Annotated in this window: 24 protein-coding genes; 8 read left to right on the top strand and 16 right to left on the bottom strand. The window is 71.2% G+C overall.

Annotated features, from left to right (window positions below):
• Nucleotides 1-173: 173 nt before the first annotated feature.
• Nucleotides 174-1628 carry a hypothetical protein gene (locus tag O7595_RS26360; protein ID WP_269731094.1) on the bottom strand — a complete coding sequence of 485 codons (1455 nt, stop codon included), beginning with the start codon at nt 1626-1628 and terminating at the stop codon, nt 174-176.
• 210 nt (nt 1629-1838) lie between these two features.
• Here O7595_RS26360 and O7595_RS26355 point away from each other — a divergent pair, with 210 nt between their 5' ends.
• Together O7595_RS26355 and dapA are read left to right on the top strand one after the other, a co-directional pair.
• The gene (locus O7595_RS26355) at nt 1839-3683 is read left to right on the top strand and encodes an endonuclease/exonuclease/phosphatase family protein (protein WP_269731093.1); all 1845 of its coding nucleotides are present in this window, start codon (nt 1839-1841) and stop codon (nt 3681-3683) included.
• A gap of 411 nt (nt 3684-4094) precedes the next feature.
• Nucleotides 4095-5069: a 4-hydroxy-tetrahydrodipicolinate synthase gene (gene dapA / locus O7595_RS26350; protein ID WP_269731092.1), complete on the top strand. Its 975-nt coding sequence runs from the start codon at nt 4095-4097 to the stop codon at nt 5067-5069.
• On the opposite strand, the gene O7595_RS26345 is transcribed toward dapA, so the two are convergent.
• The 4 genes from O7595_RS26345 to O7595_RS26330 form a co-directional block, all read right to left on the bottom strand.
• Complete coding sequence (locus tag O7595_RS26345; RefSeq protein WP_269731091.1) at nt 5054-5257, bottom strand: hypothetical protein; 204 nt, start codon at nt 5255-5257, stop codon at nt 5054-5056. The genes dapA and O7595_RS26345 overlap by 16 nt on opposite strands.
• Before the next feature lie 146 nt (nt 5258-5403).
• Nucleotides 5404-6405: a 2,3,4,5-tetrahydropyridine-2,6-dicarboxylate N-succinyltransferase gene (dapD, locus tag O7595_RS26340; protein ID WP_269731090.1), complete on the bottom strand. Its 1002-nt coding sequence runs from the start codon at nt 6403-6405 to the stop codon at nt 5404-5406.
• Between the two features lie 43 nt (nt 6406-6448).
• Nucleotides 6449-7060 carry a TetR/AcrR family transcriptional regulator gene (locus tag O7595_RS26335; protein WP_269731089.1) on the bottom strand — a complete coding sequence of 204 codons (612 nt, stop codon included), beginning with the start codon at nt 7058-7060 and terminating at the stop codon, nt 6449-6451.
• Nucleotides 7060-7380 (bottom strand): DMT family transporter, encoded by a 321-nt coding sequence (locus tag O7595_RS26330; protein ID WP_269731087.1) that lies wholly within the window; start codon nt 7378-7380, stop codon nt 7060-7062. The genes O7595_RS26335 and O7595_RS26330 overlap by 1 nt, the downstream gene beginning before the upstream one ends.
• A 125-nt stretch (nt 7381-7505) precedes the next feature.
• Between O7595_RS26330 and O7595_RS26325 the strand changes: the two genes are divergently transcribed.
• Complete coding sequence (locus tag O7595_RS26325; RefSeq protein ID WP_269731086.1) at nt 7506-8657, top strand: DUF7847 domain-containing protein; 1152 nt, start codon at nt 7506-7508, stop codon at nt 8655-8657.
• Nucleotides 8658-8859: 202 nt separating this feature from the next.
• Here O7595_RS26325 and O7595_RS26320 read toward each other — a convergent pair whose 3' ends face one another.
• The 8 genes from O7595_RS26320 to O7595_RS26285 form a co-directional block, all read right to left on the bottom strand.
• Nucleotides 8860-9255 (bottom strand): metal-sulfur cluster assembly factor, encoded by a 396-nt coding sequence (locus O7595_RS26320; protein WP_269731085.1) that lies wholly within the window; start codon nt 9253-9255, stop codon nt 8860-8862.
• Nucleotides 9252-9707, bottom strand: coding sequence for a Fe-S cluster assembly sulfur transfer protein SufU (gene sufU / locus O7595_RS26315; protein ID WP_269731084.1), 456 nt, complete (start codon nt 9705-9707; stop codon nt 9252-9254). Before sufU ends, O7595_RS26320 begins: the two co-directional genes overlap by 4 nt.
• Nucleotides 9708-9717: 10 nt before the next feature.
• On the bottom strand, nt 9718-10974 hold the full coding sequence (locus O7595_RS26310; RefSeq protein ID WP_269731083.1) for a cysteine desulfurase: 1257 nt from the start codon (nt 10972-10974) through the stop codon (nt 9718-9720).
• Nucleotides 10971-11735, bottom strand: coding sequence for a Fe-S cluster assembly ATPase SufC (gene sufC / locus O7595_RS26305; RefSeq protein ID WP_269731082.1), 765 nt, complete (start codon nt 11733-11735; stop codon nt 10971-10973). Before sufC ends, O7595_RS26310 begins: the two co-directional genes overlap by 4 nt.
• A gap of 7 nt (nt 11736-11742) precedes the next feature.
• Nucleotides 11743-12060, bottom strand: coding sequence for a non-heme iron oxygenase ferredoxin subunit (locus O7595_RS26300; protein WP_017948817.1), 318 nt, complete (start codon nt 12058-12060; stop codon nt 11743-11745).
• Complete coding sequence (gene sufD, locus O7595_RS26295; RefSeq protein WP_269731081.1) at nt 12060-13238, bottom strand: Fe-S cluster assembly protein SufD; 1179 nt, start codon at nt 13236-13238, stop codon at nt 12060-12062. Before sufD ends, O7595_RS26300 begins: the two co-directional genes overlap by 1 nt.
• Nucleotides 13239-13299: 61 nt before the next feature.
• Entirely contained in the window at nt 13300-14721 is a 1422-nt protein-coding gene (gene sufB, locus O7595_RS26290) for a Fe-S cluster assembly protein SufB (protein ID WP_269731080.1), read from the bottom strand.
• Nucleotides 14718-15512, bottom strand: a complete 795-nt coding sequence (locus O7595_RS26285) for a helix-turn-helix transcriptional regulator (RefSeq protein ID WP_269731079.1) — start codon at nt 15510-15512, stop codon at nt 14718-14720. Before O7595_RS26285 ends, sufB begins: the two co-directional genes overlap by 4 nt.
• Nucleotides 15513-15857: 345 nt before the next feature.
• On the opposite strand from O7595_RS26285, the gene O7595_RS26280 reads away from it, so the two are divergent.
• The 3 genes from O7595_RS26280 to O7595_RS26270 all read left to right on the top strand — a co-directional run bounded on the left by O7595_RS26280 (nt 15858) and on the right by O7595_RS26270 (nt 18649).
• Nucleotides 15858-16784: an ABC transporter ATP-binding protein gene (locus O7595_RS26280; RefSeq protein ID WP_269731078.1), complete on the top strand. Its 927-nt coding sequence runs from the start codon at nt 15858-15860 to the stop codon at nt 16782-16784.
• A gap of 98 nt (nt 16785-16882) precedes the next feature.
• Nucleotides 16883-17599: an ABC transporter permease gene (locus tag O7595_RS26275; RefSeq protein ID WP_269732629.1), complete on the top strand. Its 717-nt coding sequence runs from the start codon at nt 16883-16885 to the stop codon at nt 17597-17599.
• A gap of 81 nt (nt 17600-17680) precedes the next feature.
• Nucleotides 17681-18649, top strand: coding sequence for a COX15/CtaA family protein (locus O7595_RS26270; protein ID WP_269732628.1), 969 nt, complete (start codon nt 17681-17683; stop codon nt 18647-18649).
• Nucleotides 18650-18664: 15 nt separating this feature from the next.
• Here O7595_RS26270 and O7595_RS26265 read toward each other — a convergent pair whose 3' ends face one another.
• The 3 genes from O7595_RS26265 to O7595_RS26255 all read right to left on the bottom strand — a co-directional run bounded on the left by O7595_RS26265 (nt 18665) and on the right by O7595_RS26255 (nt 21244).
• Entirely contained in the window at nt 18665-19747 is a 1083-nt protein-coding gene (locus tag O7595_RS26265) for an amidohydrolase family protein (protein ID WP_269731077.1), read from the bottom strand.
• A gap of 116 nt (nt 19748-19863) precedes the next feature.
• Nucleotides 19864-20205, bottom strand: coding sequence for a hypothetical protein (locus tag O7595_RS26260; protein WP_269731076.1), 342 nt, complete (start codon nt 20203-20205; stop codon nt 19864-19866).
• A 91-nt stretch (nt 20206-20296) separates the two neighbouring features.
• Complete coding sequence (locus O7595_RS26255; protein ID WP_269731075.1) at nt 20297-21244, bottom strand: heme o synthase; 948 nt, start codon at nt 21242-21244, stop codon at nt 20297-20299.
• Nucleotides 21245-21599: 355 nt separating this feature from the next.
• Between O7595_RS26255 and tkt the strand changes: the two genes are divergently transcribed.
• Together tkt and tal are read left to right on the top strand one after the other, a co-directional pair.
• Nucleotides 21600-23720: a transketolase gene (gene tkt, locus O7595_RS26250; RefSeq protein ID WP_269731074.1), complete on the top strand. Its 2121-nt coding sequence runs from the start codon at nt 21600-21602 to the stop codon at nt 23718-23720.
• Nucleotides 23721-23754: 34 nt separating this feature from the next.
• On the top strand, nt 23755-24897 hold the full coding sequence (tal, locus tag O7595_RS26245; protein WP_269731073.1) for a transaldolase: 1143 nt from the start codon (nt 23755-23757) through the stop codon (nt 24895-24897).
• Nucleotides 24898-24900: the final 3 nt, after the last annotated feature.

Below are 24900 nucleotides of genomic sequence, written 5' to 3'. Positions count from 1 at the left end.
CGCACCAACCAGTACCCCACCGGCCCGGCGTCCCACGCACCCGGGCCCGCGGAGGACCGGCCTCCAACGACCGGCCGCGCGCGGAGGCACGACGCCCACCACGAGCGCGTCCGCGGCGCGGTACCGGGCCGCAGCGCGGACGCGGTACCACCGCCGGCGTCGCGGACGCGGTGTCAGCCGCGGGAGCGGGCCTTGAACGCCGCCTTGCGGGCGTCCTTCGCCGTCTTCTTGTCGGGGTGGAGACGGCCCATCGCGTCGAGGACGTCGACCGTGGCGGGGTGGTCGACGCGCCAGACCGCGTCGAAGAAGCCGCCGTGCTGACCCACGAGGCCCACGATCAGGTCCTGGACTTCCGCCAGGTCGCCCTCGGCGTCGAGCTGGGCCGCGATGGTGTCGACGGCAAGCCAGAAGACCATGGCCTCCGGCGGCGGCGGTACGTCCGGTGCGCCGCGCTCGGCGAGCCAGACTCGGGCGAGGCCGCCGAGTTCGCGGTCGTCCAGGACGTCCCGGACCGCCGGTTCCGCCTCGGGGCCGGCGAGCGCGAGCGCCTGCTGGCAGCGCAGACGGCGCAGCGGCGCGCCGGGGTCGTCGCCCCGCGCGGCGGCGAGCAGCTCACGGGCGGCCTGCAGCGGGGCACGGGCGCCGAGCCACCGCTCGGTCTCCGCCCGCGCCGCTCCGTCGGGGTAGTACGCCACGCCGTCGAGCAGCGCGTCCGCGTCCTTGTCGGCGAGGTCGCCGACGGCCGGAACCGACTCCCCGCCCTCGATCAACCGGTTCCTGACGCCGTGCAGTCCGAGCGGGGTGAGCTTCACCAGCCCGTAGCGCGAGACGTCCTCCTCGACGCCCGGGAGCGCGGGCTCGGCGCCCTCCTCGACCATCAGTGCCTCGTCGACCGGCCGGTACTCCACCAGCCCGATCGGCTCCAGCACCCGGAACTGGTCGTCGAGGCGCATCATCGCGTCGGAGACCTGCTCCAGCACGGCGTCGGTGGGCTCCCGCATGTCGTCCGGCACGATCATCGACGCGGCGAGGGCCGGCAGCGGAACCTGTCCCTCCACCGCTCCGGTCCCCATGGCCGTCAGCAGGTAGAGATTGCCGAGGACGCCGTCGAGGAACTCCGTCTCGGCCTCGGGGTCCCAGCCGAGCGCATCGAAGTCGATCCCGCCGTCCGGGCCGATGATCGCGTCCGGATCCTCCAGCACGGGGGCGATGGCGTCGGCGTAGACCGCGTCGAAGGCGTCCTGCCAGAGCGCGAGCACGTCCTGCGGGCTGCCGCCGGTGACCAGCGGCAGCGCGCCGCCGGCGGTGACCGTGCCGAACTCGGCGCTGTCGTCCTCCGGATCCGTGACCTCGACGAGCCCGGTGTCCACGGCGATCCGCCATGCCTCGCTGGCGTACGCCCGGCCGTCCTCGTCCGCCGGCAGCCCCAACACCTCGGCTGCCGGAGCGAGTTGCTCGTCGGCGAGCTCGCCGCCCGCACCGACCCTGGTCTCCGGCCCGGCCCAGCGCGCCAGCCGGACGGCCCGGGCGAGCAGGGGCGCGCCCAGCGCGTCCCGCGCCAGTTCCGCGTCCGAGTGCAGTCGCACGGGCGGCAGGGCACGGCGTCCGGCGGGGCGGTCTGCTGGCATCTGGGGGCTCTCCTCGACTGTGGGCGATCCGGCTCGTGGCGGCCCCCAGCGTAGACGCAATTCGCCCGATGCCTTCCGATTCATGTACCCGTCAACCCCCGTACACCCGGCACCTCTTGACAACTCACGCATCCACACAAGACATTGACGCGCGTAGATCCATCAGTGGTCCCACATGCCACCCCTCAACCCTCACACCGGAGTTCCCTGATGCCTTCCATACCGAGATCTGCCGCCGTCGCAGCCGTCGTGGCCTCCGCACTGGCCGCCGGCCTGCTCGCCGGTTCCTCCTCGGCCGCCGCCGATACCGAGAACGCGGACCCGGGGGTCCGCATTCACGACATCCAGGGCACGACCCGTACGTCCCCGCTCGTCGGCCGCCAGGTCACCGACGTCGAGGGCATCGTCATCGGTGTCCGCACGTACGGCTCCTCCCGCGGATTCTGGATCCAGGACCCCCAGGCCGACGCCGACCCCGCCACCAGCGAGGGAATCTTCGTCTTCACGGGCTCCACCCCCACGGTCGCCACCGGCGACGCGGTCAAGGTCTCGGGCACGGTCGGCGAGTACGTCCCCGGGGGCCTCAACTCCGGCAACCAGTCGATCACCCAGATCTCCAAGCCGACGATCACCGTGGCCTCCTCCGGGAACGAACTGCCCGCGCCGGTGAGGATCACCGCCCGCTCCGTGCCGTCGGCGTACGCGCCCGAGGGCGACCCCGCGGCCGGGAACAGCATCAACGCGCTGCCGCTGCGGCCCCGCGCGTACGCCCTGGACTACTACGAGTCCCTGGAGGGCAGCAACGTCCGGATCGGCTCCTCGCGCGTCGTCGGGGCCACCGACCCGTACTCGGAGCTGTGGGTCACGGTGAAGCCGTGGGAGAACCGCACCGTGCGCGGCGGAACCCGCTACGGCTCGTACGACTCCCAGAACACCGGCCGGCTGCAGATCCAGTCGCTGGTGCCGATCTCTCAGCAGCCGTTCCCGAAGGCGAACGTCGGTGACGTGCTGTCCGGGACGACCGAGGGCCCGCTGGACTTCAACCAGTTCGGCGGCTACACCATCACGGCCCGCACCCTCGGCACGGTGAAGGACCGCGGCCTGGAGCGCGAGCGCGCCCGCCAGGAGCGCCGCGGTGAACTGTCCGTGGCCACGTACAACGTGGAGAACCTGGACCCGTCCGACCCGCAGGAGAAGTTCGACGCCCTGGCCCGGGCCGTCGTCGAGAACCTCGCCACGCCGGACATCATCGCCCTGGAGGAGATCCAGGACAACACGGGTGCGACGAACGACGGCGTGGTCGCCGCGGACCAGACCGTCCGCAAGTTCACGGAGGCGATCGTCGCCGCCGGCGGTCCGGCCTACGACTTCCGCTCGGTCGACCCGGAGAACAACAAGGACGGGGGCCAGCCGGGCGGAAACATCCGCCAGGTGTTCCTCTTCAACCCCGAGCGGGTCTCCTTCACCGACCGTGCGGGCGGCACGCCGACCGCCGCGACCGGTGTCGTCCGGGAGAAGGGCCGCGCCGCCCTGACCCTCTCCCCCGGCCGGATCGACCCGGCCAACACGGCGTGGGAGAACAGCCGCAAGCCGCTCGCGGGAGAGTTCGTCTTCTGCGGCCGCACGGTGTTCGTCATCGCCAACCACTTCGGTTCGAAGGGCGGCGACGAGAGCCTGACCTCACACCACCAGCCGCCGACCCGGTCCTCCGAGGCCCAGCGCCACCAGCAGGCCCAGACCGTGAACACCTTTGTGAAGGACATCCTGAAGGTCCAGCGCAACGCCGACGTGGTCGTGCTCGGCGACATCAACGACTTCGAGTTCTCACAGACCACGAAGGCGCTGACGCACGGCGGTGCGCTGTACCCGGCCATCAAGTCGCTCCCGCGCGCGGAGCGTTACTCGTACGTGTACCAGGGCAACAGCCAGGTGCTGGACCAGATCCTGACCAGTCCGTCGATCGACGACTTCAGCTACGACAGCGTCCACATCAACGCGGAGTTCGCGGACCAGAACAGCGACCACGACCCGCAGGTGCTGCGCTTCCGCCCGTAACCGCGGAGCAGGCGGAACGCCCGACCGGACGCACAGCGGCCGGGCGCCCGTCGCAGGCCCGGCGCCGCCCGGACACCGGGGCGGTCGGCCGCGGCGGTCCCGGACGCCCGCGCTCTCCCCCGAGCGCGGGCGTCCGGCGCGTCACGCGTCCGCCCGTGGGGCCCGGTGGTTGCGGACACCGTCCCACGGCGCGGTACAGGAACCGGATCCGCCGCCGGGCCCCTCGGGCGCCTCCTCGGGGGTCCCCCCGGCTCTCCCCCTCGGCGTGGCCGCGGACGCGGGCGCCGCCCATTGGCGGCGGTCAGGGCCCGGCGTTCATCTCACCGCGCCATAACCCTTCAGCAACGCTTTCCCTTGAACTCAAGCAGAACTAAGTGGACCTTCACAGTCGCCAGGGCGGACACTTCGGCCATGACGACGACACGACCGCGACCGCGACCGTTCGGCCGTGCACTCTGCGCGATGATCACCCCGTTCACCGCCGATGGCGGTCCCGACCTGGACGGCGCACAGAAGCTGGCCGCGCACCTGGTGGCCGAGGGCTGCGACGGGCTGGTGCTGAACGGCACCACAGGTGAGTCACCCACCACCACCGACGCCGAGAAGACCGCGCTCGTGCGGGCCGTGCGCGAGGCCGTGGGCGAACGAGCGGCCGTCGTCGCCGGCGTCGGCAGCGCGAGCACCCGGCACACCGTCGAGCTGGGCCGGGCGGCGGAGCTGGCGGGGGCGGACGGCCTGCTGGTGGTGACCCCGTACTACAGCAGGCCGCCGCAGGACGCCCTCGCGGCCCACTTCCGGCAGGTCGCGGACGCGGTGGGCATTCCGCTGATGCTGTACGACATCCCGGGCCGCACCGGCACCCGCATCGAGCCGGACACCCTGGTGCGCGTGTCCGCCCACCCGCGGATCGTGGCCGTGAAGGACTGCGCCTACGACCTGCTCGGCAGCACCAAGGTGATCGCCCGGACCTCGCTCGCGTACTACTCGGGCTGCGAGGAGACGAACCTCCCGCTCTACGCCGTCGGCGCCGCCGGGTTCGTCAGCACCGTGGCGAACGCCGCCCCGCGCCCCGTGCGGGCCGTCCTGGACGCCTTCGACGCGGGCCTGACGGCCGAGGCCACCGCGCTCAACCAGCTCGCTCTGCCGCTCGCCGAGCAGATGACGGCGTCGGGGCTGCCGGGCGCGGTGACCGCGAAGGCCCTGCTGGGGGCTATCGGACTGCCCGCCGGGCCGGTCCGCGAGCCGCTGCGGCCCGCCGGCCGGGAGACGGCGGGCGGGCTGCTGGCGGCATACGAGGAACTGGCCCGGCTGTACCCGGCGACGCCGCGCGCGCACCGGGCCGGTGCGGCCCGGAAGATCCCCGTCCGGGCTCAGTCGGACACGTAGGTCGAGCCGAGGACGGCGGCGTGCTCCAGGACGTCCTCGAGCGGATCGTCGATCTGGCCGGTCGACACCAGCGCCACGACGGGGGCGTTGTGCGAGTCGCTGTGGGTCTCGTCGGCGTGCGCGAGTCCGCACGGACCCACCAGGGCCCCCAGCATCAGCGTTCCGAGCACGGCCGGCCTGGTCTTCATGTCGATTCCTCGCCTTGGCATTTCGTAGGACTCCACGGTCACCTGTTCATCCGTCCGGAGGCGCCGGAGGTCACGCGGAGTCACACGAAAGCGTTCAGCGGCCCCGGGGAGCGGACCTCCGGTCCCCGGGGCGGCGACAGCCGGCCTCAGTTGTGGCTGTGCAGCACCTCGTTGAGACCGCCCCAGACCGCGTTGTTCGGACGGGCCTCGACGGCGCCGGTCACCGAGTTGCGGCGGAAGAGGATGTTCGAGGCGCCGGACAGCTCACGGGCCTTGACGATCTGCCCGTCGGGCATCGTGACGCGGGTGCCCGCGGTGACGTACAGACCGGCCTCGACGACGCATTCGTCGCCGAGCGCGATCCCGACACCCGCCTCGGCGCCGATAAGGCAGCGCTCGCCGATGGCGATGATCACGTTGCCGCCGCCGGAGAGGGTGCCCATGGTGGAGGCGCCGCCGCCGATGTCGGAGCCGTCGCCGATCACGACGCCGGCGGAGATACGGCCCTCGACCATGGAGGTGCCGAGGGTGCCCGCGTTGAAGTTGACGAAGCCCTCGTGCATGACCGTGGTGCCCTCGGCGAGGTGCGCGCCGAGCCGGACGCGGTCGGCGTCGGCGATGCGGACGCCCTTGGGCGCCACGTAGTCCGTCATCCGCGGGAACTTGTCGATCGAGGTCACCTGGAGATGGAGGCCCTCGGCGCGGGCGTTGAGCCGCACCCTCTCGACGTTGTCGACGGCGACGGGCCCCAGGGAGGTCCAGGCGACGTTGGCGAGCAGCCCGAAGACCCCGTCGAGGCTCTGGCCGTGCGGCCGCACGAGCCGGTGCGAGAGCAGGTGGAGGCGCAGGTAGGCGTCGTGGGCGTCGATCGGCTTCTCGTCGAGCGAGGCGACGACCGTGCGTACGGCGACGATCTCGACCTCGCGCCGGGCGTCCACACCGACGGCCCTGGCGGCGCCTTCACCGAGCAGGTTGACCGCCTGGTCGGGCGTGAGGCGCTCGGTACCGGCCGGGCCGGGCTCGGCGGAGAGCTCGGGGGCGGGGAACCAGGTGTCGAGCACGGTGCCGTCACCGGCGATGGTGGCGAGACCGGCGGCGACGGCTCCGGTGGGGCGAGGTGCGGTGGTGCTGTCGGGCGAGTCAGTCATGAGGAGAACCTAACCGGCGGGGCCGGGCGGGGGCGAACCGGTCTCAGGTGCCGGGCGCGTGCCCCGGCGGGCCGTCCCCCGTGCGGGCCGCCGGGGCGGGCCGGGCGGAGACCCGCCCGGCGGACAGGATCCGGCCCAGCATCTCGCGCGCGTACTCCTCGTCATAAGCCGTGTCCGTGAGCAGGACCTGGAGGCAGATCCCGTCCATCAGCGCCACCAGGGCCCGGGCCGTCACCGGGTCGCTGCGGCGGGCGAGGACCTCGGTGACGCCGTCGGCCCACTCCGCCGCGACGGGGCGCAGCGCGGGGCGGCGCAGGGCGGCGAGATACAGCTCGTACTCCAGTTCCACCCCGCTGCGTTCGCGCCCGAGCCACTCCCCCATCAGCCGGGCCAGCTCACCGGCCGGATCCCGGCAGGGGTCCGCGAGGACCCCGCTGTCCCGGACGGCGGTCGCGAAGCTCTCGTTGGCCTGGCGCAGCGCGGCGACCAGCAGCTCGTCCAGCGAGGCGAAGTGATACGTCGTCGATCCCAGCGGCACGTCCGCCTCGGCGGCGACCGTGCGGTGGCTCAGCCGGGCGATGCCGTGGCGCCCGACCACCCGGATGGCCGCGTCGATGATGCGCTGGCGCCGATCGGGGTCGTACCGGCGCCCCATCAGTGCGCGCCGCCGAGGTTGAGCACGACGACGCCCGCGACGACCAGCGCGATGCCGGTGATCCGCACGAGGCTGGTGGACTCGTTCAGGAACACCATGCCGATCGCCGCGACGGCGGCGGTCCCGACGCCCGCCCAGATCGCGTAGGCCGTGCCGACGGAGAGGGTCTTCAGCGTCTGTGCCAGCAGCGCGAAGGCGATCACGTACCCGATGACGGTGACCAGTGAGGGCCAGAGCCGGGTGAAGCCCTCGCTGTACTTCATCGCCGTGGTGCCGGCGACCTCCGCCGCGATCGCCGCGGCCAGCAGTCCGTATGCCATGTGTACGACCGTACACAAGAAAGGGGCCGGTCGTACATGACGAGACGGGTACCGGCGTCCTCCGGCGCGTTCGGGCCAGCTACCGTGTCCCGGTCAGATGGGGCGACCGGGTGGGGGCAAGACATATGTCGGACAACAACATGGGGCCGGGATCCGGACCGTACGACGGCACTCCCGGCTCGGGCGGGGCGCCGGGATACGGCGGAGCCCCCGGCTGGGGCGGCTGGGGGCCTCCCCCGGCACCGAAGCCGGGAGTGATACCGCTGCGCCCGCTCGACCTCGGTGACGTCCTGGGCGGTGCGTTCGCGTCGATCGGCCGTGGCTGGAAACAGCTGTACGGCACCGCCGTCGCCGTCTATCTCGGCGCGGCGCTCCTGGTCGGCGGGGCGATCGCGATGGCGTACTCGGCGGTCGGCGACAGGCTGCACGAGATCGTCGACCTGCCCCGGGGCGGGGAGCCGTCCTGGGACCAGGTACAGCCCCTGGTCGTCGCGTTCGTGTGCGTCTGGGTGTTCGCCGTCGTGGTGATGCTCCTGTCCACGACGGTGGTCACGGCAGCGGTCCCCGCCGTCCTCCAGGACACGGTGCTCGGCCGGCCGGTCGTCTTCGGTGCGGTCTGGCGCCGGGCCTGGGTAAGGGTTCCGGCGGTGCTCGGCACCGTCCTCCTCACCGGCCTGATCGCTCTCGTGCCCGTGGCCCTGCTGATGGTCGGCTTCGTGGCCCTGATGGTCGGCCTGCTGACCTCGCTGGACGGCGACGGAGGCGCGGCAGGCGTGCCGGCCGCGCTCGGCTTCCTCGGGGTACTGGCCACCGCGCCGGTCGCGGTCTGGCTCTGGGTGAAGTTCAGCCTGGCCGCGCATGTCGCGGTCTTCGAGGGGCAGGGCCCGGTCCGGTCGATGCGCCGCTCCTGGGACCTGGTGCGCGGCGGCTGGTGGCGGATCTTCGGGATCTCGCTGCTCGGCTATCTGATGGCGGCGGTGGTGAGCATCGTGATCCGCGAGGCGGTCGACGCGACGAGCGTCTTCCCGATGGCGGGTACCGCGCCCCTGGACGAGGGCGAGGATCTCGCGACGCTCCTCGTCGGGATGTCCGGCTGGTTCGCCCTGGCCCTGGTCGGCCAGCTGGTCGCGCAGATCGTCACCTCGACGTTCCCCCAGCTGGTGACCGGGCTCCTCTACGTCGACCAGCGCATCCGCAACGAGAACCTGGCGCCGGTGCTGGCCTCCGCGGCGGGCGGCACGGGACCGCATCCGCCGGCCCCGCCGGTCGCCGGCTGACCCGGTACGGGGCCGTACGCACGTACGGCCGTGCCCGCTAGTCGGACTGGCGGGCACGGCCGTACCCGGTCCCCGAGGACCGTCACGTCTCCGCGCCACGGACGTCCCTGACGCCCTCCCTCCACGGTCGGCCGGACGGAGGTTCCCGGCCGGAGCGCGCCCCGGCGCCGCGCCCCGGCGTCGGGGGCGGAGCCGAGCGGTCTCAGACGTTGAAGCCGAGCGCCCTCAGCTGCTCACGGCCGTCGTCCGTGATCTTGTCCGGTCCCCACGGCGGCATCCAGACCCAGTTGATCTTCAGCTCGTTGACGATGCCGTCGGTCGCGGCCTTCGCCTGGTCCTCGATCACGTCCGTCAGCGGGCAGGCCGCGGACGTCAGCGTCATGTCCAGGGTCGCGATGTTGGCGTCGTCGATGTGGATGCCGTAGATCAGCCCGAGGTTGACCACGTCGATGCCCAGCTCGGGGTCGACGACGTCGTAGAGGGCCTCGCGGACCTCCTCCTCGGAGGCCTTCGTGCTCGTCGGCGCCGCGGCCTCGGAGGAGAAGGTCTCCTCGTCCGGCCAGTCCTTCTCCGCCGTGGTCTCGCGGTTCTCAGTCATGCGGTCTTCCCTTCGGACAGCGCCTGCGCCGTCGCGTCCTTCCATGCCATCCAGCTCAGGAGGGCGCACTTCACGCGCGCCGGGTACTTGGAGACGCCGGCGAACGCGACCGCGTCCTCCAGCACCTCCTCCATCGCGTCGTCCGGCTCGATCTGGCCCTTGGACTGCATCAGCTCCAGGAACGTCGCCTGGATCTTCTGCGCCTCGGCGAGCTCCTTGCCGACGAGCAGCTCGTTCAGCACGGAGGCGGACGCCTGGCTGATGGAGCAGCCCTGCCCCTCGTAGGAGACGTCCTCGATGCGTGTGCCGTCGTACTTCACACGCATCGTGATCTCGTCGCCGCAGGTGGGATTGACGTGGTGCACCTCGGCGTCGCCGTCCCGCAAGCCCCGCCCGTGCGGGTGCTTGTAGTGGTCCAGGATGACGTCCTGGTACATCGAATCAAGCTTCACGTCAGGCCCCTCAGCCGAAGAAGTTACGGACGTGCTCCAAGCCGTCGACCAGCGCGTCCACCTCGCCCGGCGTGGAGTACAGATAGAACGACGCCCTGGTGGTCGCGGGAATTCCGTACCGGAGGCACACCGGCCGTGCGCAGTGGTGGCCGACCCGGACGGCGATGCCCTGCTCGTCGAGCACCTGCCCCACGTCGTGCGGGTGGATGTCCCCGAGCACGAAGGAGATGGCCGCGCCGCGGTCCTCGGCCGTGACCGGGCCGATGATCCGCAGGTCGGGGACCTCCTGCAGCCGCCGGACGGCGTACTCGGTGATCGCGTGCTCGTGCTGGGCGATCCGGTCCATGCCGATCGCGTCGAGGTAGTCCACGGCGGCACCGAGGCCGACGGCCTGGGCGATCGGGGGGGTACCGGCCTCGAACTTGTGCGGCGCCGGGGCGTACGTCGACGAGTGCATCGAGACGGTCTCGATCATCTCGCCGCCGCCCAGGAACGGCGGCAGGTCCTCCAGCAGCTCCTGGCGGCCCCAGAGCACGCCGATGCCGGTCGGACCGCACATCTTGTGACCGGTGAAGGCGACGAAGTCGGCGCCGAGGGCCTGGACGTCCAGCGGCATGTGCGGGGCGGCCTGCGAGGCGTCGACGAGGACGAGCGCGCCGACCTCCTGCGCCCGGCGGACGATCTGCTCTACCGGGTTGACCGTCCCCAGGATGTTGGAGACCAGCACAAAGGAGACGATCTTCGTCTTCTCCGTGATGACCTCCTCGATGTCGGAGAGGTCGAGGCGGCCGTCGTCGGTGAGGCCGAACCACTTCAGCTTCGCGCCGGTGCGCTGCGCCAGCAGCTGCCACGGAACGATGTTGGAGTGGTGCTCCATCTCCGTGATGACGATCTCGGTCTCGCGGTCCACGCGGTAGGGCTCATCGGCCCAGCCCAGCATGTTCGCCACGAGGTTCAGCGACTCCGACGCGTTCTTGGTGAAGATCACCTCGTCGCGGCTCGGCGCGTTGACGAAGGAGGCGACCTTGTCGCGAGCGCCCTCGTACAGTGCCGTGGCCTCCTCGGCGAGCACGTGCACACCGCGGTGGACATTGGCGTTGTAGCGCTCGTAGTACTCGGCGACCGCGTCCAGCACCTGGCGCGGCTTCTGCGAGGTCGCCGCGTTGTCCAGGTACACGAGCTTCCTGCCGTCGTGGAGCACGCGGTCCAGGATCGGGAAGTCCTTGCGGATCGCCTCGGTGTCGAGGAGGCCCGGCATCTGTGTCACGCGGATACGCCACCCTTCGTGTATGCCTCGTAGCCCTCGGCCTCGAGCTTGTCGGCGAGCTCGGCGCCGCCGGACTCGGCGATGCGGCCGTTCGCGAACACGTGGACGAAGTCGGGCTTGATGTAGCGCAGGATGCGCGTGTAGTGGGTGATCAGCAGGGTGCCGACCTCACCGGTCCCGCGGACGCGGTTGACGCCCTCGGAGACCGTGCGCAGCGCGTCGACGTCCAGGCCGGAGTCCGTCTCGTCGAGGATCGCGATCTTCGGCTTGAGGAGCTCGAGCTGGAGGATCTCGTGGCGCTTCTTCTCACCGCCGGAGAAGCCCTCGTTCACGTTCCGCTCGGCGAACGAGGGGTCCATCTGGAGGCTCTCCATGGTCTCCTTGACCTCCTTCACCCAGGTGCGCAGCTTGGGAGCCTCGCCGCGGATCGCGGTGGCGGAGGTGCGCAGGAAGTTGGAGACCGAGACGCCGGGGACCTCGACCGGGTACTGCATGGCGAGGAAGAGGCCGGCGCGGGCGCGCTCGTCGACGGACATCTCCAGGACGTCCTCGCCGTCCAGGGTCACGGTGCCACCGGTGATCGTGTACTTGGGGTGGCCCGCGAGGGAGTAGGCGAGGGTCGACTTGCCTGAGCCGTTGGGGCCCATGATGGCGTGGGTCTCGCCCTGCTTCACGGTCAGGTCGACGCCCTTGAGGATCTCCCGGGGGCCGTTCTCGGCCTCGACGGAGACGTGCAGGTCGCGGATTTCAAGCGTTGCCATGGGTGACTCAGGACTCCTGGGTGACGGAGACGAGCACATCGTCCCCTTCGATCTTTACGGGGTACACGGGGACGGGGCGCGTCGCGGGAAGGCCGGACGGCTTGCCGGTGCGGAGGTCGAAGCTGGAGCCGTGCAGCCAGCACTCGATCTGGCAGTCCTCCACCTCGCCCTCGGAGAGGGAGACGTTCGCGTGCGAGCAGATGTCGTGGATCGCGAACACCTCGCCCTCCGTACGGACGACGGAGACCGGCGTGCCGTCGAGTTCCACCCGCTTCGGGGTGTCCTCCTCCAGCTCGCTCAGCCCACAGGCGCGGACGAAGGCCATCAGACGGACGCCTCCAGCTCCGCCTCGATCTTGGCGATGAGGCGCTCCTCCACGTCCGGCAGACCGATCTGCTGGACGAGTCCGGCGAAGAAGCCGCGGACGACGAGGCGGCGGGCCTCGGCCTCCGGGATGCCCCGCGCCATCAGGTAGAAGAGCTGCTCGTCGTCGAAGCGGCCGGTGGCGGAGGCGTGGCCGGCGCCGACGATCTCCCCGGTCTCGATCTCCAGGTTGGGCACGGAGTCGACGCGGGCGCCGTCGGTCAGAACCAGGTTGCGGTTCATCTCGTAGGTGTCGGTGCCCTCGGCCTTGGCCTCGATGAGGACGTCACCGATCCAGACGGCGTGCGCGTCGTCGCCCTGGAGCGCGCCCTTGTAGACGACGTTGGACTTGCAGTGCGGCGTGTTGTGGGTGACCAGGAGGCGGTGCTCCTGGTGCTGGCCCGCGTCGGTGAAGTACAGGCCGAACAGCTCGGCCTCGCCGCCCGTACCCGCGTACTCGACACGGGGGTGGAGGCGGACGACGTCGCCGCCGAAGGTGATCACGACCGACTTGAAGGTGGCGTCACGGCCGACGAGCGCGTTGTGCTGCGAGCAGTGGACCGCCGTGTCGTCCCAGTCCTGGACGGAGACGAAGGTGACCTTGGCGCCGTCGCCGATCAGGAAGTCCACGTTGGCGGCGCGCACGGCGTCACCGGTGTGGTCGATGACGATGACGGCCTCGGCGAAGGCGCCGATCTCGAAGACCGTGTGCCCGAAGGTGGTGCCGCCCTCGCCGTGCAGGGTGACCCGCACCGGCTCGGCCAGGACCGTCTCCTTGGGGATCGAGACGACGGTGGCCTTCTCGAAGGAGGAGAACGCCTGCGCGGCGACCCGGTCGACGGGCGTGCCCGCCTTGCCGATCCGCGCGTCGTCGCGTCCCACGGACTCGACGGTGACGCCGTCGGGGGCGTCCACCTCCGCCTTGATCGAACCGTCGGCCTTCGCGGTGCCGTCGTGGAGCCCCTTCAGTCGCTCCAGCGGCGTGAACCGCCACTCCTCCTCGCGGCCGTGCGGGACCGGGAAGTCCGCCACGTCGAAGGACGGGGGCGCGCTCATGCGCGTGGCGACGGTCGACTCCGCGGCCACCGCGATCGAGCCGGCGGTGGTGGAGCCCACCGGGATGTTCTGAGCCTCAGCCATGGCTGTCGTGTTGCTCGCTTCCTACGTGAGATTCTGCGTCGCTGCGGGTGGGGCGCCGGCGTCAGCCGACCGCGCCCTCCATCTGCAGCTCGATCAGCCGGTTGAGCTCCAGGGCGTACTCCATGGGCAGCTCCTTGGCGATCGGCTCGACGAAGCCGCGCACGATCATCGCCATCGCCTCGTCCTCGGAGAGGCCGCGGCTCATCAGGTAGAAGAGCTGGTCCTCGGAGACCTTGGAGACGGTGGCCTCGTGCCCCATGGAGACGTCGTCCTCGCGGACGTCGACGTACGGGTAGGTGTCGGACCGGGAGATCGTGTCGACGAGCAGGGCGTCGCAGAGCACGTTGGACTTGGCACCGGGGGCGCCCTCGCCGATCTCGATCAGACCGCGGTAGGAGGTGCGGCCGCCGCCTCGCGCCACCGACTTGGAGACGATGTTCGACGAGGTGTTCGGCGCCATGTGGACCATCTTGGCGCCGGCGTCCTGGTGCTGGCCCTCGCCCGCGAAGGCGATGGACAGGGTCTCGCCCTTGGCGTGCTCGCCCATCAGGTACACGGCGGGGTACTTCATCGTGACCTTGGAGCCGATGTTGCCGTCGACCCACTCCATGGTCGCGCCCTCGTACGCCACGGCACGCTTGGTGACCAGGTTGTAGACGTTGTTCGACCAGTTCTGGATGGTCGTGTAGCGGCAGCGGGCGCCCTTCTTGACGATGATCTCGACCACGGCGCTGTGCAGCGAGTCCGAGGAGTAGATCGGGGCGGTGCAGCCCTCGACGTAGTGGACGTAGGCGTCCTCGTCGACGATGATCAGCGTCCGCTCGAACTGGCCCATGTTCTCGGTGTTGATCCGGAAGTAGGCCTGGAGCGGGATCTCGACGTGCACGCCCTTCGGCACGTAGATGAAGGAGCCGCCGGACCACACCGCGGTGTTCAGCGAGGCGAACTTGTTGTCGCCGGCCGGGATGACCGTGCCGAAGTACTCCTTGAAGAGCTCCGGGTGCTCCTTCAGCGCGGTGTCGGTGTCCAGGAAGATGACGCCCTGCTCCTCCAGGTCCTCGCGGATCTGGTGGTAGACGACCTCGGACTCGTACTGCGCGGCGACACCGGCCACGAGGCGCTGCTTCTCGGCCTCGGGGATGCCGAGCTTGTCGTACGTGTTCTTGATGTCCTCGGGCAGGTCCTCCCAGGACTCCGCCTGCTTCTCCGTGGACCGCACGAAGTACTTGATGTTGTCGAAGTCGATGCCGGAGAGATCGGAGCCCCAGTTCGGCATGGGCTTCTTGTCGAAGAGCCTCAGGCCCTTCAGACGCATCTTCAGCATCCACTCGGGCTCGGACTTCTTCGCGGAGATGTCCCGGACCACGTCCTCCGAGAGGCCGCGCTTCGCGGAGGCGCCCGCGACGTCGGAGTCGGCCCAGCCGTATTCGTACTTGCCCAGGCCCTCGAGCTCAGGGTGGGCAGTCTCCGTGGGGAGAGTCATGCGGGGTTCCTCCCGGCCGTGCTTGCAGATGCTTGCGAAGTGGTCTTGTCGGTGTTGCTGGTCGTGCTGGTGCCGCCGGACCCGTCGGCCGGCCGGTCGTCGGACCGGTGACCGGCCTTCGGGATGAAGGTCGTGCACACGCCGTCGCCGTGGGCGATGGTGGCCAGACGCTGTACGTGCGTGCCGAGCAGACGGGAGAAGACCTCGGTCTCCGCCTCGCACAGCTGCGGATACCGCTCGGCCACATGGGCGACGGGGCAGTGGTGCTGACACAGCTGCTCGCCGACCGGGGCGTTACGCGCCGTGGCAGCGTACCCGTCCGCGGTCAACGCCTTGGCCAGAGCATCGGTACGCGCCTCGGGACCGGCGGCCTCCACGGCCCGGCGGTACGCCTCGGCCTGGGCCTCCATGCGGTCGCGGGCGAAGGCCGCGACGGCGGCCTCGCCTCCCGCGTTCTCCTCGATCCAGCGGAGGGCGTCCACGGCGAGCACGTCGTAGGACTGGTCGAAGGCGTCCCGGCCGCAGTCGGTGAGCGCGAAGACCTTGGCGGGCCTGCCTCGGGTGCGGGCGCCGTACACGCGCTGCTCACGGGCCACGACGACGTCGTCGGAGACGAGTGCGTCCAGATGACGGCGCACGGCGGCCTGGGTGAGTCCGAGACGCCCGGCGAGATCGGCGACGGTGGACGGGCCGTGGTCCAGGATCGACCGCGCGACCCGGTTGCGGGTGGACCGCTCCCCGGTCGCGAGCTCCTCCTGGGGGGACTCCCCCACAGCTCCGCCGTTTTTCACAACGCCATTGTTGCGTAATTCCCGAGAGACTGACAAGCCGCGCCCCGCCGGACGGGCGGTGCCGTGCATCACTTAGGGAAACCTAACCTGACCTGCGGAAACGATCAGTCGGGGGATCGATCCGGCGGGGTTGGAAGCGGGCGGGCGAAAGGCACTCGCGATACCCGTCCACCCCCGCTGACCGGCGATTCGTCCCTCTCGGAGCGCCCCTGCGCACCGCCGTCCCGAGGGAGCGGCCACCGCCTCCCGGGCACCTCGGCGGGTGGCCGGAACCATGCCCTCCCCCGGGCCGGGATCCCGCCCCGGGGCCCCGGCGGCCCCTCACCCCTCCCTAGACTGCCCGGCATGAACAACGAGTCCGCCGTCCGGGTACGGGGCCTGGTCAAACGGTACGGAGCCAGAACCGCGGTGGACGGGCTCGACCTCGACGTCCGCACCGGCACGGTCACCGCCGTCCTCGGCCCGAACGGGGCCGGGAAGACCACCACCGTCGAGACCTGCGAGGGCTACCGCCGCGCCGACTCCGGCACGGTCCGCGTCCTCGGTCTCGACCCGGTCGCCGACGCCGCACGGCTGCGCCCGCGGATCGGCGTGATGCTGCAGTCCGGCGGCGTGTACTCGGGCGCCCGCGCCGACGAGATGCTGCGCCACATGGCGAAGCTGCACGCCCACCCCCTCGACGTGGACGCCCTGATCGAACGGCTCGGCCTCGGTTCGTGCGGCCGGACGACCTACCGGCGGCTCTCGGGCGGACAGCAGCAGCGGCTGGCCCTGGCCATGGCCGTCGTGGGCCGGCCCGAACTGGTATTCCTGGACGAGCCGACCGCCGGACTCGACCCGCAGGCCCGGCGCGCCACCTGGAACCTCGTGCGCGAGCTGCGTGCCGACGGCGTGACGGTCGTCCTGACCACCCACTTCATGGACGAGGCGGAAGCACTCGCCGACGACGTCGCGATCGTCGACGCGGGCCGGGTCGCCGCCCAGGGCAGCCCCGAGCAGCTGTGCCGGGGTGGCGCCGAGAACACCCTGCGCTTCACCGGCCGCCCCGGCCTGGACCTCGGCTCCCTGCTGAAGGCGCTGCCGGACGGCACCGCGGCGACCGAGCTGACACCGGGCGCCTACCGGATCAGCGGCACCGTCGACCCGCAGCTGCTCGCCACCGTCACCTCCTGGTGCGCGCAGCACGGGGTGATGCCGGACGGCATCTCGGTGGAACGCCACACCCTCGAGGACGTCTTCCTGGAGCTCACGGGGAAGGAGCTGCGGTCGTGACCGCTGAGGTGACCACGGACCGGACGTCCGGCACATCGGACTCGCCCGGCGGCAGGGGCGCGTACGCCCCGAGGCCGGGAGGTGCGCCGGTCGTCCGGATGATCACGGCGCAGGCGGCGCTGGAGACACGGATGCTGCTCCGCAACGGCGAGCAGCTGCTGCTGACGGTGATCATCCCGTCACTGCTGCTGGTGCTCTTCTCGACCGTCGACATCGTCGACACGGGCGGGGGCCGGGCCGTGGACTTCCTCGCCCCCGGCGTCCTGGCTCTGGCCGTGATGTCCACCGCCTTCACGGGCCAGGCGATCGCCACCGGCTTCGAGCGCCGCTACGGCGTGCTGAAGCGGCTGGGCGCCTCCCCGCTCCCCCGCTGGGCGCTGATGGCGGCCAAGACGCTCGCCGTCCTGGTCACGGAGGTCCTGCAGGTCGCGCTGCTGACGCTGATCGCCCTCGGGCTCGGCTGGTCGCCGCGGGGCGGTCCGGTCGCCGTGGCGCTGCTGCTGGTCGTGGGCACGGCGGCCTTCTCGGGCCTCGGTCTGCTGATGGCCGGCACGCTCCGGGCCGAGGCGACCCTCGCCGCGGCCAATCTGGTCTTCCTCCTGCTGCTGGTCGGCGGCGGGGTGGTCGTGCCGCTGGACAGGTTCCCGGACGCGGCGCAGACGGTCCTCTCGCTGCTGCCGATCTCCGCGCTCTCCGACGGGCTGCGCGACGTGCTCCGCGACGGCGCGGCACTGCCGTGGGGCGACCTGGGCATCCTGGCGGGCTGGGCGGTGCTGGGACTCGCCGCGGCGGCGAGATTCTTCCGCTGGGAGTGAGCGCCTGCGCGGCCCCTGGTACGGCCCGGCGACGACGCCCCGGGGGCCCCTCGTGAAATCACGCACAAGCGCCCCTCTACGATAGTCGCCGTGCAAACCCCCCTCGCCCATATCGCCAAGCGCTGGACGCCGTCCCCCAAGGTGCTCCGGCGCGCCGCGCTCGCACCCGTCGTGATGAGCGTGGTCATCATCGTCACCGGCGGCGCGGTCCGGCTGACCGGCTCCGGACTCGGCTGCGACACCTGGCCGAAGTGCACGGACGACAGTCTGTTCGCGACGCCCGAGCAGGGCATCCACGGCGCCATCGAGTTCGGCAACCGGATGCTGACGTACGTCCTGTCCGCGGCGGTGGGCTGGGCGATCATCGCGGCGCGCTCCACCAAGCCCTGGCGGCGAGGGCTCACCCGGCTCGGCTGGGCCCAGTTCTGGGTCGTGATGAGCAACGCGGTCCTCGGCGGCATCACCGTGTGGGCGGGCCTCAACCCGTGGACGGTGGCCGGGCACTTCCTCGCGGCGAACGCGCTGCTGACGGTCGCCACGGTCACCTGGATCCGGGCGGGCGAGGGCGACACCGCGCCCCGGCCCCGGGTCCCGCTCCCCGTGCGCCGGCTGTCCCGGGCAGTGACCGTCGCGGCGGGCCTGCTGATCGCGGCGGGCACGATCGTGACCGGCTCCGGCAAGCACGCGGGCGACAGCAGCGACGTGCCGAGGATGCCCTTCGACTGGGTGGACGCGGCCCATGTGCACGCCGCACTGGCCTGGCTGGTGTGCGTGCTCGCCGTGGCGGCGTGGTTGGCGCTGCGGATCGTGGACGCCCCCGACGACACCCGGGCGCGTGCCCGGGAGCTGATCTGCGTGCTCCTCGCGCAGGGCGCCATCGGCTATGTGCAGTTCTTCACCGATGTGCCGGAGGTGCTGGTCGGTGCGCACATGCTCGGATCCTCCCTGATGTGGATCGCCGTGCTGCGGCTGGCCCTGAGCCTGCGGGAGCGTCCGCTCGCCGCCCCCGGGGCCCCGGCCGCGCCGGATGCCGCCCTCACGGCGGCCTGAGCCGGCCGGATCGGTTCAGCCGGCCAGACCGTAGACGCGGCGGGCGTTGTCCGCCGCGATCATCCCGGCGACCCGCCGGGCGTCCGCCCGGCACCAGGCGCCGTCGCCGACCCAGCCGCCGAGCACCCGGTCCAGCGCCTCCCGGAAGATCCTGGCGCCGACGACATGGAGCTCGGGCAGCCCACGGGCCCCGCTGGAGAACAGCAGCTTCCCGAACGGGGCGTGCTCCAGGGTCTCTGCGAGGACGGCCGCCGCCCCCGCGCCGGTGTGGGCCAGGGCGGGGCCGACGTCGGCGTACACGTGCGGAAAGACGCTCGCCAGATGCGCCGCGTGGCGGTGGTACGGATAGCCGTGCAGCAGCACCAGATCGGTGCCGAGGCCCGCGGTGGCCGCCGCGAAGCCGGTCAGCGACAGCGGATCACCCACCCCGACGTGGATCTGCAGCGGCCGCCCCGAGGCGACGGCGACCCAGAGCAGATGGCGCAGCAGCACGGGGTCGGTGAGCCGGCCGCCGACCGTCCGGCCGTCCAGCCAGCGCCCGGTGGCACCGCGCACCTCGCCTGGCCCCGGTGGCTCGGGCGGGAGGGAGGCCACGTGCCGTACGCCGGCGACGGAGGTGAAGGCGACGGCCGAGTCGGCCGCGCCGTGCACGGCCTCGGCGAGGTTGGCGAGGAACGAGTCGACGGTGCCCGAGGTGTCGGCGACCTGTTCGGCGAGGAGTTCCAGGCGCACGATCTCATGGGCGTCCGCCATGCCCGCGGCCGCGATCTCGGGCAACCCGGTGAGGTCCCCGGGCGGCCCGGTGTCCACCAGGTAGGTGGAGATCCCGGTGGCCCGCAGCAGCCGCCTGCCGGATTCGAGGACGCCGAGCTCACGGCGGCGCGCGAGGTAGTGCGTCGGCGGGCAGTGGGGTTCGAGGCCGAGCAGCGGCGGGCACCAGCGGCGTACGGCGAAGCCGGTCTGGCTGTCGAAGAAGGTGGTGCCGGGTGCGGGCGGCCCGGCGGTCCTGCCGAGGTGGGCCTCGAAGGTACCGAGGCCCAGCTCCGTGCGGAGGACGCCGTGACAGTACTGATCCACCAAGGACGGCGTGTCGATCATCCGGGGCTCCCAGCGGTGGACGTTCGTTCCACCCGTCCTAACGGGTGAGCCCCGCGCGAGGTGTTGCCCCGGGCCGCAACGGCCGCTCTCCCGTGCCCCTGCAGGGCACGGAGCGGTCAGCCGTTCGACGGGCCGCCGACCTGGATGCCGGCCATCCGGGTCCACTCGTACGGTCCGGTGCGGACCTTCAGCGCGAAGTCGCCGTCGAACGACTCGTGCAGGGTGATGCCGGACTTCTCCGCGGCCCTGACGGCGATCTCGTGGGTCGGCGCGACCAGGTCGCCCCAGCCGCCGTCCTCACCGACGAGCACGATGCGGGTGCCCGTCCGGCCGATGTACGCGAGCTGGCCCTCGGCGCCGCCGTGCGCCTTGGCGAAGGCGCCGATCTGCTTGGCGAGCTTCGCCGCCTTCCGCTCGGTCTTCGCGGACTGCTTCTCGTCAACCTGGGTGTCTGCCATGACCATGATGCTACTCGCGGGTAGATCGACTGGCGACCGCCCGGCCACGTGGTCTCGGCCACGCCGTGCCCGGGGCGCCCCGGGCGGCCGGTCAGCGCAGGAAGGGGTCCACGGCGACGGCGACGAACAGCAGCGAGACATAGGTGATGGACCAGTGGAACAGCCGCATCTCCTTGAGCTTCCCGCCCGTCACCCCGGCCTTGGCGCGGCTCTGCAGTGCGTGCGCCTCCCAGAGCCACCAGCCGCCGGTGGCCAGCGCCACCGACGTGTAGAACCAGCCGGTGTAGCCGAGCGGGGTCAGCAGCAGCGAGACCGCCACCATCACCCAGCTGTAGACGACGATCTGCCGGGCGACGACCTTGTTCGAGGCGATGACCGGGAGCATCGGCACGCCCACGCGCGCGTAGTCCTCCTTCACCTTCATCGACAGCGGCCAGTAGTGCGGCGGCGTCCAGAAGAAGATGACGAGGAAGAGGACGACGGCGGCCCACGACATGGAGTCGGTGACGGCGGACCAGCCGATCAGCACCGGCATGCAGCCGGCGATGCCGCCCCAGACGATGTTCTGCGCGGTGCGCCGCTTCAGCAGCATCGTGTAGACGACCACGTAGAAGAGGAGCGCGCCGAGCGCCAGGGCCGCCGACAGCCAGTTGACGAGAAGTCCGAACCAGAGCGTGGAGACCACGGCCAGAGTGACGCCGAAGACCAGGCCCTCGCGCGGCGACACCATGCCGGTGACCAGCGGGCGCTGCGCGGTGCGGTCCATCAGGGCGTCGATGTCGCGGTCGATGTACATGTTGAGCGCGTTGGCACCGCCCGCGGAGAGGTATCCGCCGACGCACGTGGCGATCACGAGCCAGAGGTCCGGCACACCCTGCGCCGCCAGGAACATCACCGGTACGGTGGTGATGAGGAGCAGCTCGATGATCCGCGGCTTGGTCAGCGCCACGAATGCCTTGACGCGGGCCCCGAACGGCCGGTGGCCCCCCGGGCTGGGAGTCAAGACGACCCCGGCGGGTCGGGACTCGACGGCCGTCACGCACACCCCTGACAGAGAATTCCCAGCAAGCTTCGCGGGGGCATCCCTCGTACCCGGAGGGTCATGGAGGCGTGAATGCCCGGTGAAGGCTTGCGCGTACCACGCCACTCTAGACGTTGGCCCCATGCCGATCTTCGCGGGGGTGGGTCGTGTTGAGCGCCGCGGCGGCGCCGTCCGTAATCACCGGAGTCAGTCACCGACAACAGGCGAAGTCGGGCCGGTACCCGCAGGCTGGTTGATGTGTCCGATTGGAGAGACGTGCACCCGAAAGGCTGCACGTTGCTGCGAGGGTAGGCTCGACAGCGCCCGGTCAGTCACCGGGACCCGAACATGTGGAGAGGAGCCCTGACCCAGGGTGAGCACCAAGCCGACCACCACAGACCTCGAGTGGACCGCATTGGACCAGCGGGCAGTGGACACCGTCCGTGTCCTCGCCGCCGACGCCGTACAGAAGGTCGGCAACGGCCATCCCGGTACGGCGATGAGCCTGGCCCCCGCGGCGTACGTCCTCTTCCAGAAGCTGATGCGCCACGACCCCGCCGACGCGGACTGGACCGGCCGTGACCGGTTCGTGCTCTCCGCGGGTCACTCCAGTCTGACCCTCTACATCCAGCTCTACCTCGCCGGGTACGGTCTGGAGCTCGACGACCTCAAGTCCTTCCGCACATGGGACTCCAGGACCCCGGGCCACCCCGAGTACGGCCACACCGTGGGCGTCGAGACGACGACCGGCCCGCTGGGCCAGGGCGTCGCCAACGCCGTCGGCATGGCCATGGCCGCCCGCTACGAGCGCGGGCTGTTCGACCCGGACGCCGCTCCCGGCACCTCCCCGTTCGACCACACCGTCTGGGTCGTCGCCGGCGACGGCTGCCTCCAGGAGGGCATTTCCCACGAGGCGTCCTCGCTGGCCGGCCACCAGAAGCTCGGCAACCTGGTGCTGCTCTGGGACGACAACCACATCTCCATCGAGGGCGACACCGAGACCGCGGTCTCCGAGGACACCCTGAAGCGGTACGAGGCGTACGGCTGGCACGTCCAGCGCGTGGCCCAGCTGCCGAGCGGCGACCTGGACCCGGTGGGGCTGTACGAGGCGCTGAAGGCGGCCAAGGAGGAGACCGAGCGTCCGTCCTTCATCGCCGTTCGCTCGATCATCGCGTGGCCGGCCCCGAACGCCCAGAACACCGAGGCCGCGCACGGCGCGGCGCTGGGCGACGACGAGGTGGCGGCCACCAAGCGGGTCCTCGGCTTCGACCCGGAGAAGACCTTCGAGGTCTCCGACGAGGTCATCCGGCACACCCGTCAGGCCCTCGACCGCGGGCGCACCGGCCGCGAGGAGTGGGAGAAGACGTTCGCGGAGTGGCGTGCCGCCAACCCGGAGCGCGCCGCCGAGTTCGACCGCATCCGCGCGGGCGAACTCCCGGCCGGCTGGGAGGAGAAGCTCCCGGTCTTCGAGACCGGCAAGGCGGTCGCCACCCGTGCCGCGTCCGGCAAGGTGCTGCAGGCGCTGGGCGCGGTGGTCCCGGAACTGTGGGGCGGTTCCGCGGACCTGGCGGGCTCGAACAACACCACGATCGACAAGACCTCGTCGTTCCTGCCCAGGGGCAACCCGCTGCCCGAGGCGGACCCGTACGGGCGCACGGTGCACTTCGGCATCCGCGAGCACGCGATGGCCGCGATCATGAACGGCATCACGCTGCACGGCAACACCCGTGTCTACGGCGGTACGTTCCTCGTCTTCTCCGACTACATGCGCAACGCGGTCCGGCTGTCCGCGCTGATGCACCTGCCGGTGACGTACGTCTGGACCCACGACTCGATCGGTCTCGGCGAGGACGGCCCGACGCACCAGCCGGTGGAGCACCTGGCCTCGCTGCGCGCCATTCCGGGTCTGAACGTCGTGCGCCCGGCCGACGCCAACGAGACGGCGATCGCCTGGCGCGAGATCCTCCGTCGCTGGACGAAGGAGTTCCGTGTGGGCACGCCGCACGGTCTGGCGCTGACCCGCCAGGGCGTGCCGACGTACGAGCCCAACGAGGACGCGGCCAAGGGCGGTTACGTCATGTTCGAGGCCGAGGGTCCCGGAGGGGAGAGCGCCGAGCCGCAGGCCCTGCTGATCGCCACCGGCTCCGAGGTGCACCTGGCCGTGGAGGCCCGCGAGCAGCTGCAGGCCGAGGGCATCGCGACGCGGGTCGTCTCGATGCCGTCCGTCGAGTGGTTCGACCAGCAGGACCAGGCGTACCGGGACTCGGTGCTGCCGCCGTCGGTGAAGGCGCGGGTGGCCGTCGAGGCCGGTATCGGGCTGACCTGGCACCGCTTCGTCGGTGACGCCGGCCGGATCGTGTCGCTGGAGCACTTCGGTGCCTCGGCCGACGGCAAGGTGCTGTTCCGCGAGTTCGGATTCACCCCCGAGGCGGTGGCCGCCGCCGCGCGGGCCGTCCTCGATTCAACGACTGGGATCGCCGCCGCCGAGCGCTGACGCCGGTATACGACTAGTAGGAGATGCAATTCTCATGACAGACGCACTCAAGCGCCTCTCCGACGAAGGCGTCGCGATCTGGCTCGACGACCTGTCGCGCAAGCGCATCACGTCCGGCAACCTGGCCGAGCTCATCGACCAGCAGCACGTCGTGGGCGTCACCACCAACCCGTCCATCTTCCAGAAGGCCATCTCGTCCGGCGACGGCTACGAGCCGCAGGTCTCCGACCTCGCCACCCGCCGGGTGACCGTGGAGGAAGCCCTCCGCATGATCACCACCGCGGACGTGCGCGACGCCGCGGACGTGTTGCGGCCGGTGTTCGACGCCACGGGCGGCCAGGACGGCCGGGTGTCGATCGAGGTCGACCCGCGGCTGGCGCACAACACGGCGGCGACCGTCGCCGAGGCCAAGCAGCTGGCATGGCTGGTGGACCGGCCGAACACGTTCATCAAGATCCCGGCCACGCGGGCCGGCCTTCCGGCGATCACCGAGGTCATCGGCCTCGGCATCAGCGTCAACGTCACGCTGATCTTCTCGCTGGAGCGCTACCGCGAGGTCATGGACGCCTACCTGGCCGGCCTGGAGAAGGCGAAGGCCGCGGGCCTGGACCTGTCGAAGATCCGTTCTGTGGCGTCGTTCTTCGTGTCCCGGGTGGACACCGAGATCGACAAGCGGCTGGACGCCCTCGGCACGGACGAGGCGAAGCAGCTGCGCGGCAAGGCGGCGCTCGCCAACGCGCGGCTCGCCTACCAGGCCTACGAGGCGGTGTTCGGTTCGGCCGACAAGTCGACGCCGGCGTCGGAGCGCTGGGCCGCCCTCGACAAGGCGCAGGCCAACGCGCAGCGTCCGCTGTGGGCCTCGACCGGCGTCAAGGACCCGGCGTACCCGGACACGATGTACGTGGACCAGCTGGTCGCACCGGGCACGGTCAACACCATGCCGGAGGCCACGCTGGAGGCGACCGCCGACCACGGGCGGATCACGGGCGACACGGTGCGCGGGACGTACGAGCAGGCCCGTGCCGAGCTCGACGCCCTCGAGAAGCTCGGGATCTCCTACGACGACGTCGTCCAACTGCTCGAGGACGAGGGCGTCGAGAAGTTCGAGGGGTCCTGGAACGACCTGCTCAAGTCGACCGAGGCGGAGCTCCAGCGCCTCGCTCCTTCGGAGGGCTGAACA

This window comes from Streptomyces sp. WMMC940 (genome assembly GCF_027460265.1).
Classification (GTDB): domain Bacteria; phylum Actinomycetota; class Actinomycetes; order Streptomycetales; family Streptomycetaceae; genus Streptomyces.
This window is presented reverse-complemented; position numbering and strand designations above follow the sequence as displayed.

Excerpts from the sequence above, each read along its gene's own strand:
- O7595_RS26360 (WP_269731094.1), bottom strand. The coding sequence starts at position 1,628 with ATGCCAGCAGACCGCCCCGCCGGACGCCGTGCCCTGCCGCCCGTGCGA.
- O7595_RS26355 (WP_269731093.1), top strand. The coding sequence starts at position 1,839 with ATGCCTTCCATACCGAGATCTGCCGCCGTCGCAGCCGTCGTGGCCTCC.
- dapA (WP_269731092.1), top strand. The coding sequence starts at position 4,095 with ATGACGACGACACGACCGCGACCGCGACCGTTCGGCCGTGCACTCTGC.
- O7595_RS26345 (WP_269731091.1), bottom strand. The coding sequence starts at position 5,257 with ATGAAGACCAGGCCGGCCGTGCTCGGAACGCTGATGCTGGGGGCCCTG.
- dapD (WP_269731090.1), bottom strand. The coding sequence starts at position 6,405 with ATGACTGACTCGCCCGACAGCACCACCGCACCTCGCCCCACCGGAGCC.
- O7595_RS26335 (WP_269731089.1), bottom strand. The coding sequence starts at position 7,060 with ATGGGGCGCCGGTACGACCCCGATCGGCGCCAGCGCATCATCGACGCG.
- O7595_RS26330 (WP_269731087.1), bottom strand. The coding sequence starts at position 7,380 with ATGGCATACGGACTGCTGGCCGCGGCGATCGCGGCGGAGGTCGCCGGC.
- O7595_RS26325 (WP_269731086.1), top strand. The coding sequence starts at position 7,506 with ATGTCGGACAACAACATGGGGCCGGGATCCGGACCGTACGACGGCACT.
- O7595_RS26320 (WP_269731085.1), bottom strand. The coding sequence starts at position 9,255 with ATGACTGAGAACCGCGAGACCACGGCGGAGAAGGACTGGCCGGACGAG.
- sufC (WP_269731082.1), bottom strand. The coding sequence starts at position 11,735 with ATGGCAACGCTTGAAATCCGCGACCTGCACGTCTCCGTCGAGGCCGAG.
- O7595_RS26300 (WP_017948817.1), bottom strand. The coding sequence starts at position 12,060 with ATGGCCTTCGTCCGCGCCTGTGGGCTGAGCGAGCTGGAGGAGGACACC.
- sufD (WP_269731081.1), bottom strand. The coding sequence starts at position 13,238 with ATGGCTGAGGCTCAGAACATCCCGGTGGGCTCCACCACCGCCGGCTCG.
- sufB (WP_269731080.1), bottom strand. The coding sequence starts at position 14,721 with ATGACTCTCCCCACGGAGACTGCCCACCCTGAGCTCGAGGGCCTGGGC.
- O7595_RS26280 (WP_269731078.1), top strand. The coding sequence starts at position 15,858 with ATGAACAACGAGTCCGCCGTCCGGGTACGGGGCCTGGTCAAACGGTAC.
- O7595_RS26275 (WP_269732629.1), top strand. The coding sequence starts at position 16,883 with ATGATCACGGCGCAGGCGGCGCTGGAGACACGGATGCTGCTCCGCAAC.
- O7595_RS26265 (WP_269731077.1), bottom strand. The coding sequence starts at position 19,747 with ATGATCGACACGCCGTCCTTGGTGGATCAGTACTGTCACGGCGTCCTC.
- O7595_RS26260 (WP_269731076.1), bottom strand. The coding sequence starts at position 20,205 with ATGGCAGACACCCAGGTTGACGAGAAGCAGTCCGCGAAGACCGAGCGG.
- tal (WP_269731073.1), top strand. The coding sequence starts at position 23,755 with ATGACAGACGCACTCAAGCGCCTCTCCGACGAAGGCGTCGCGATCTGG.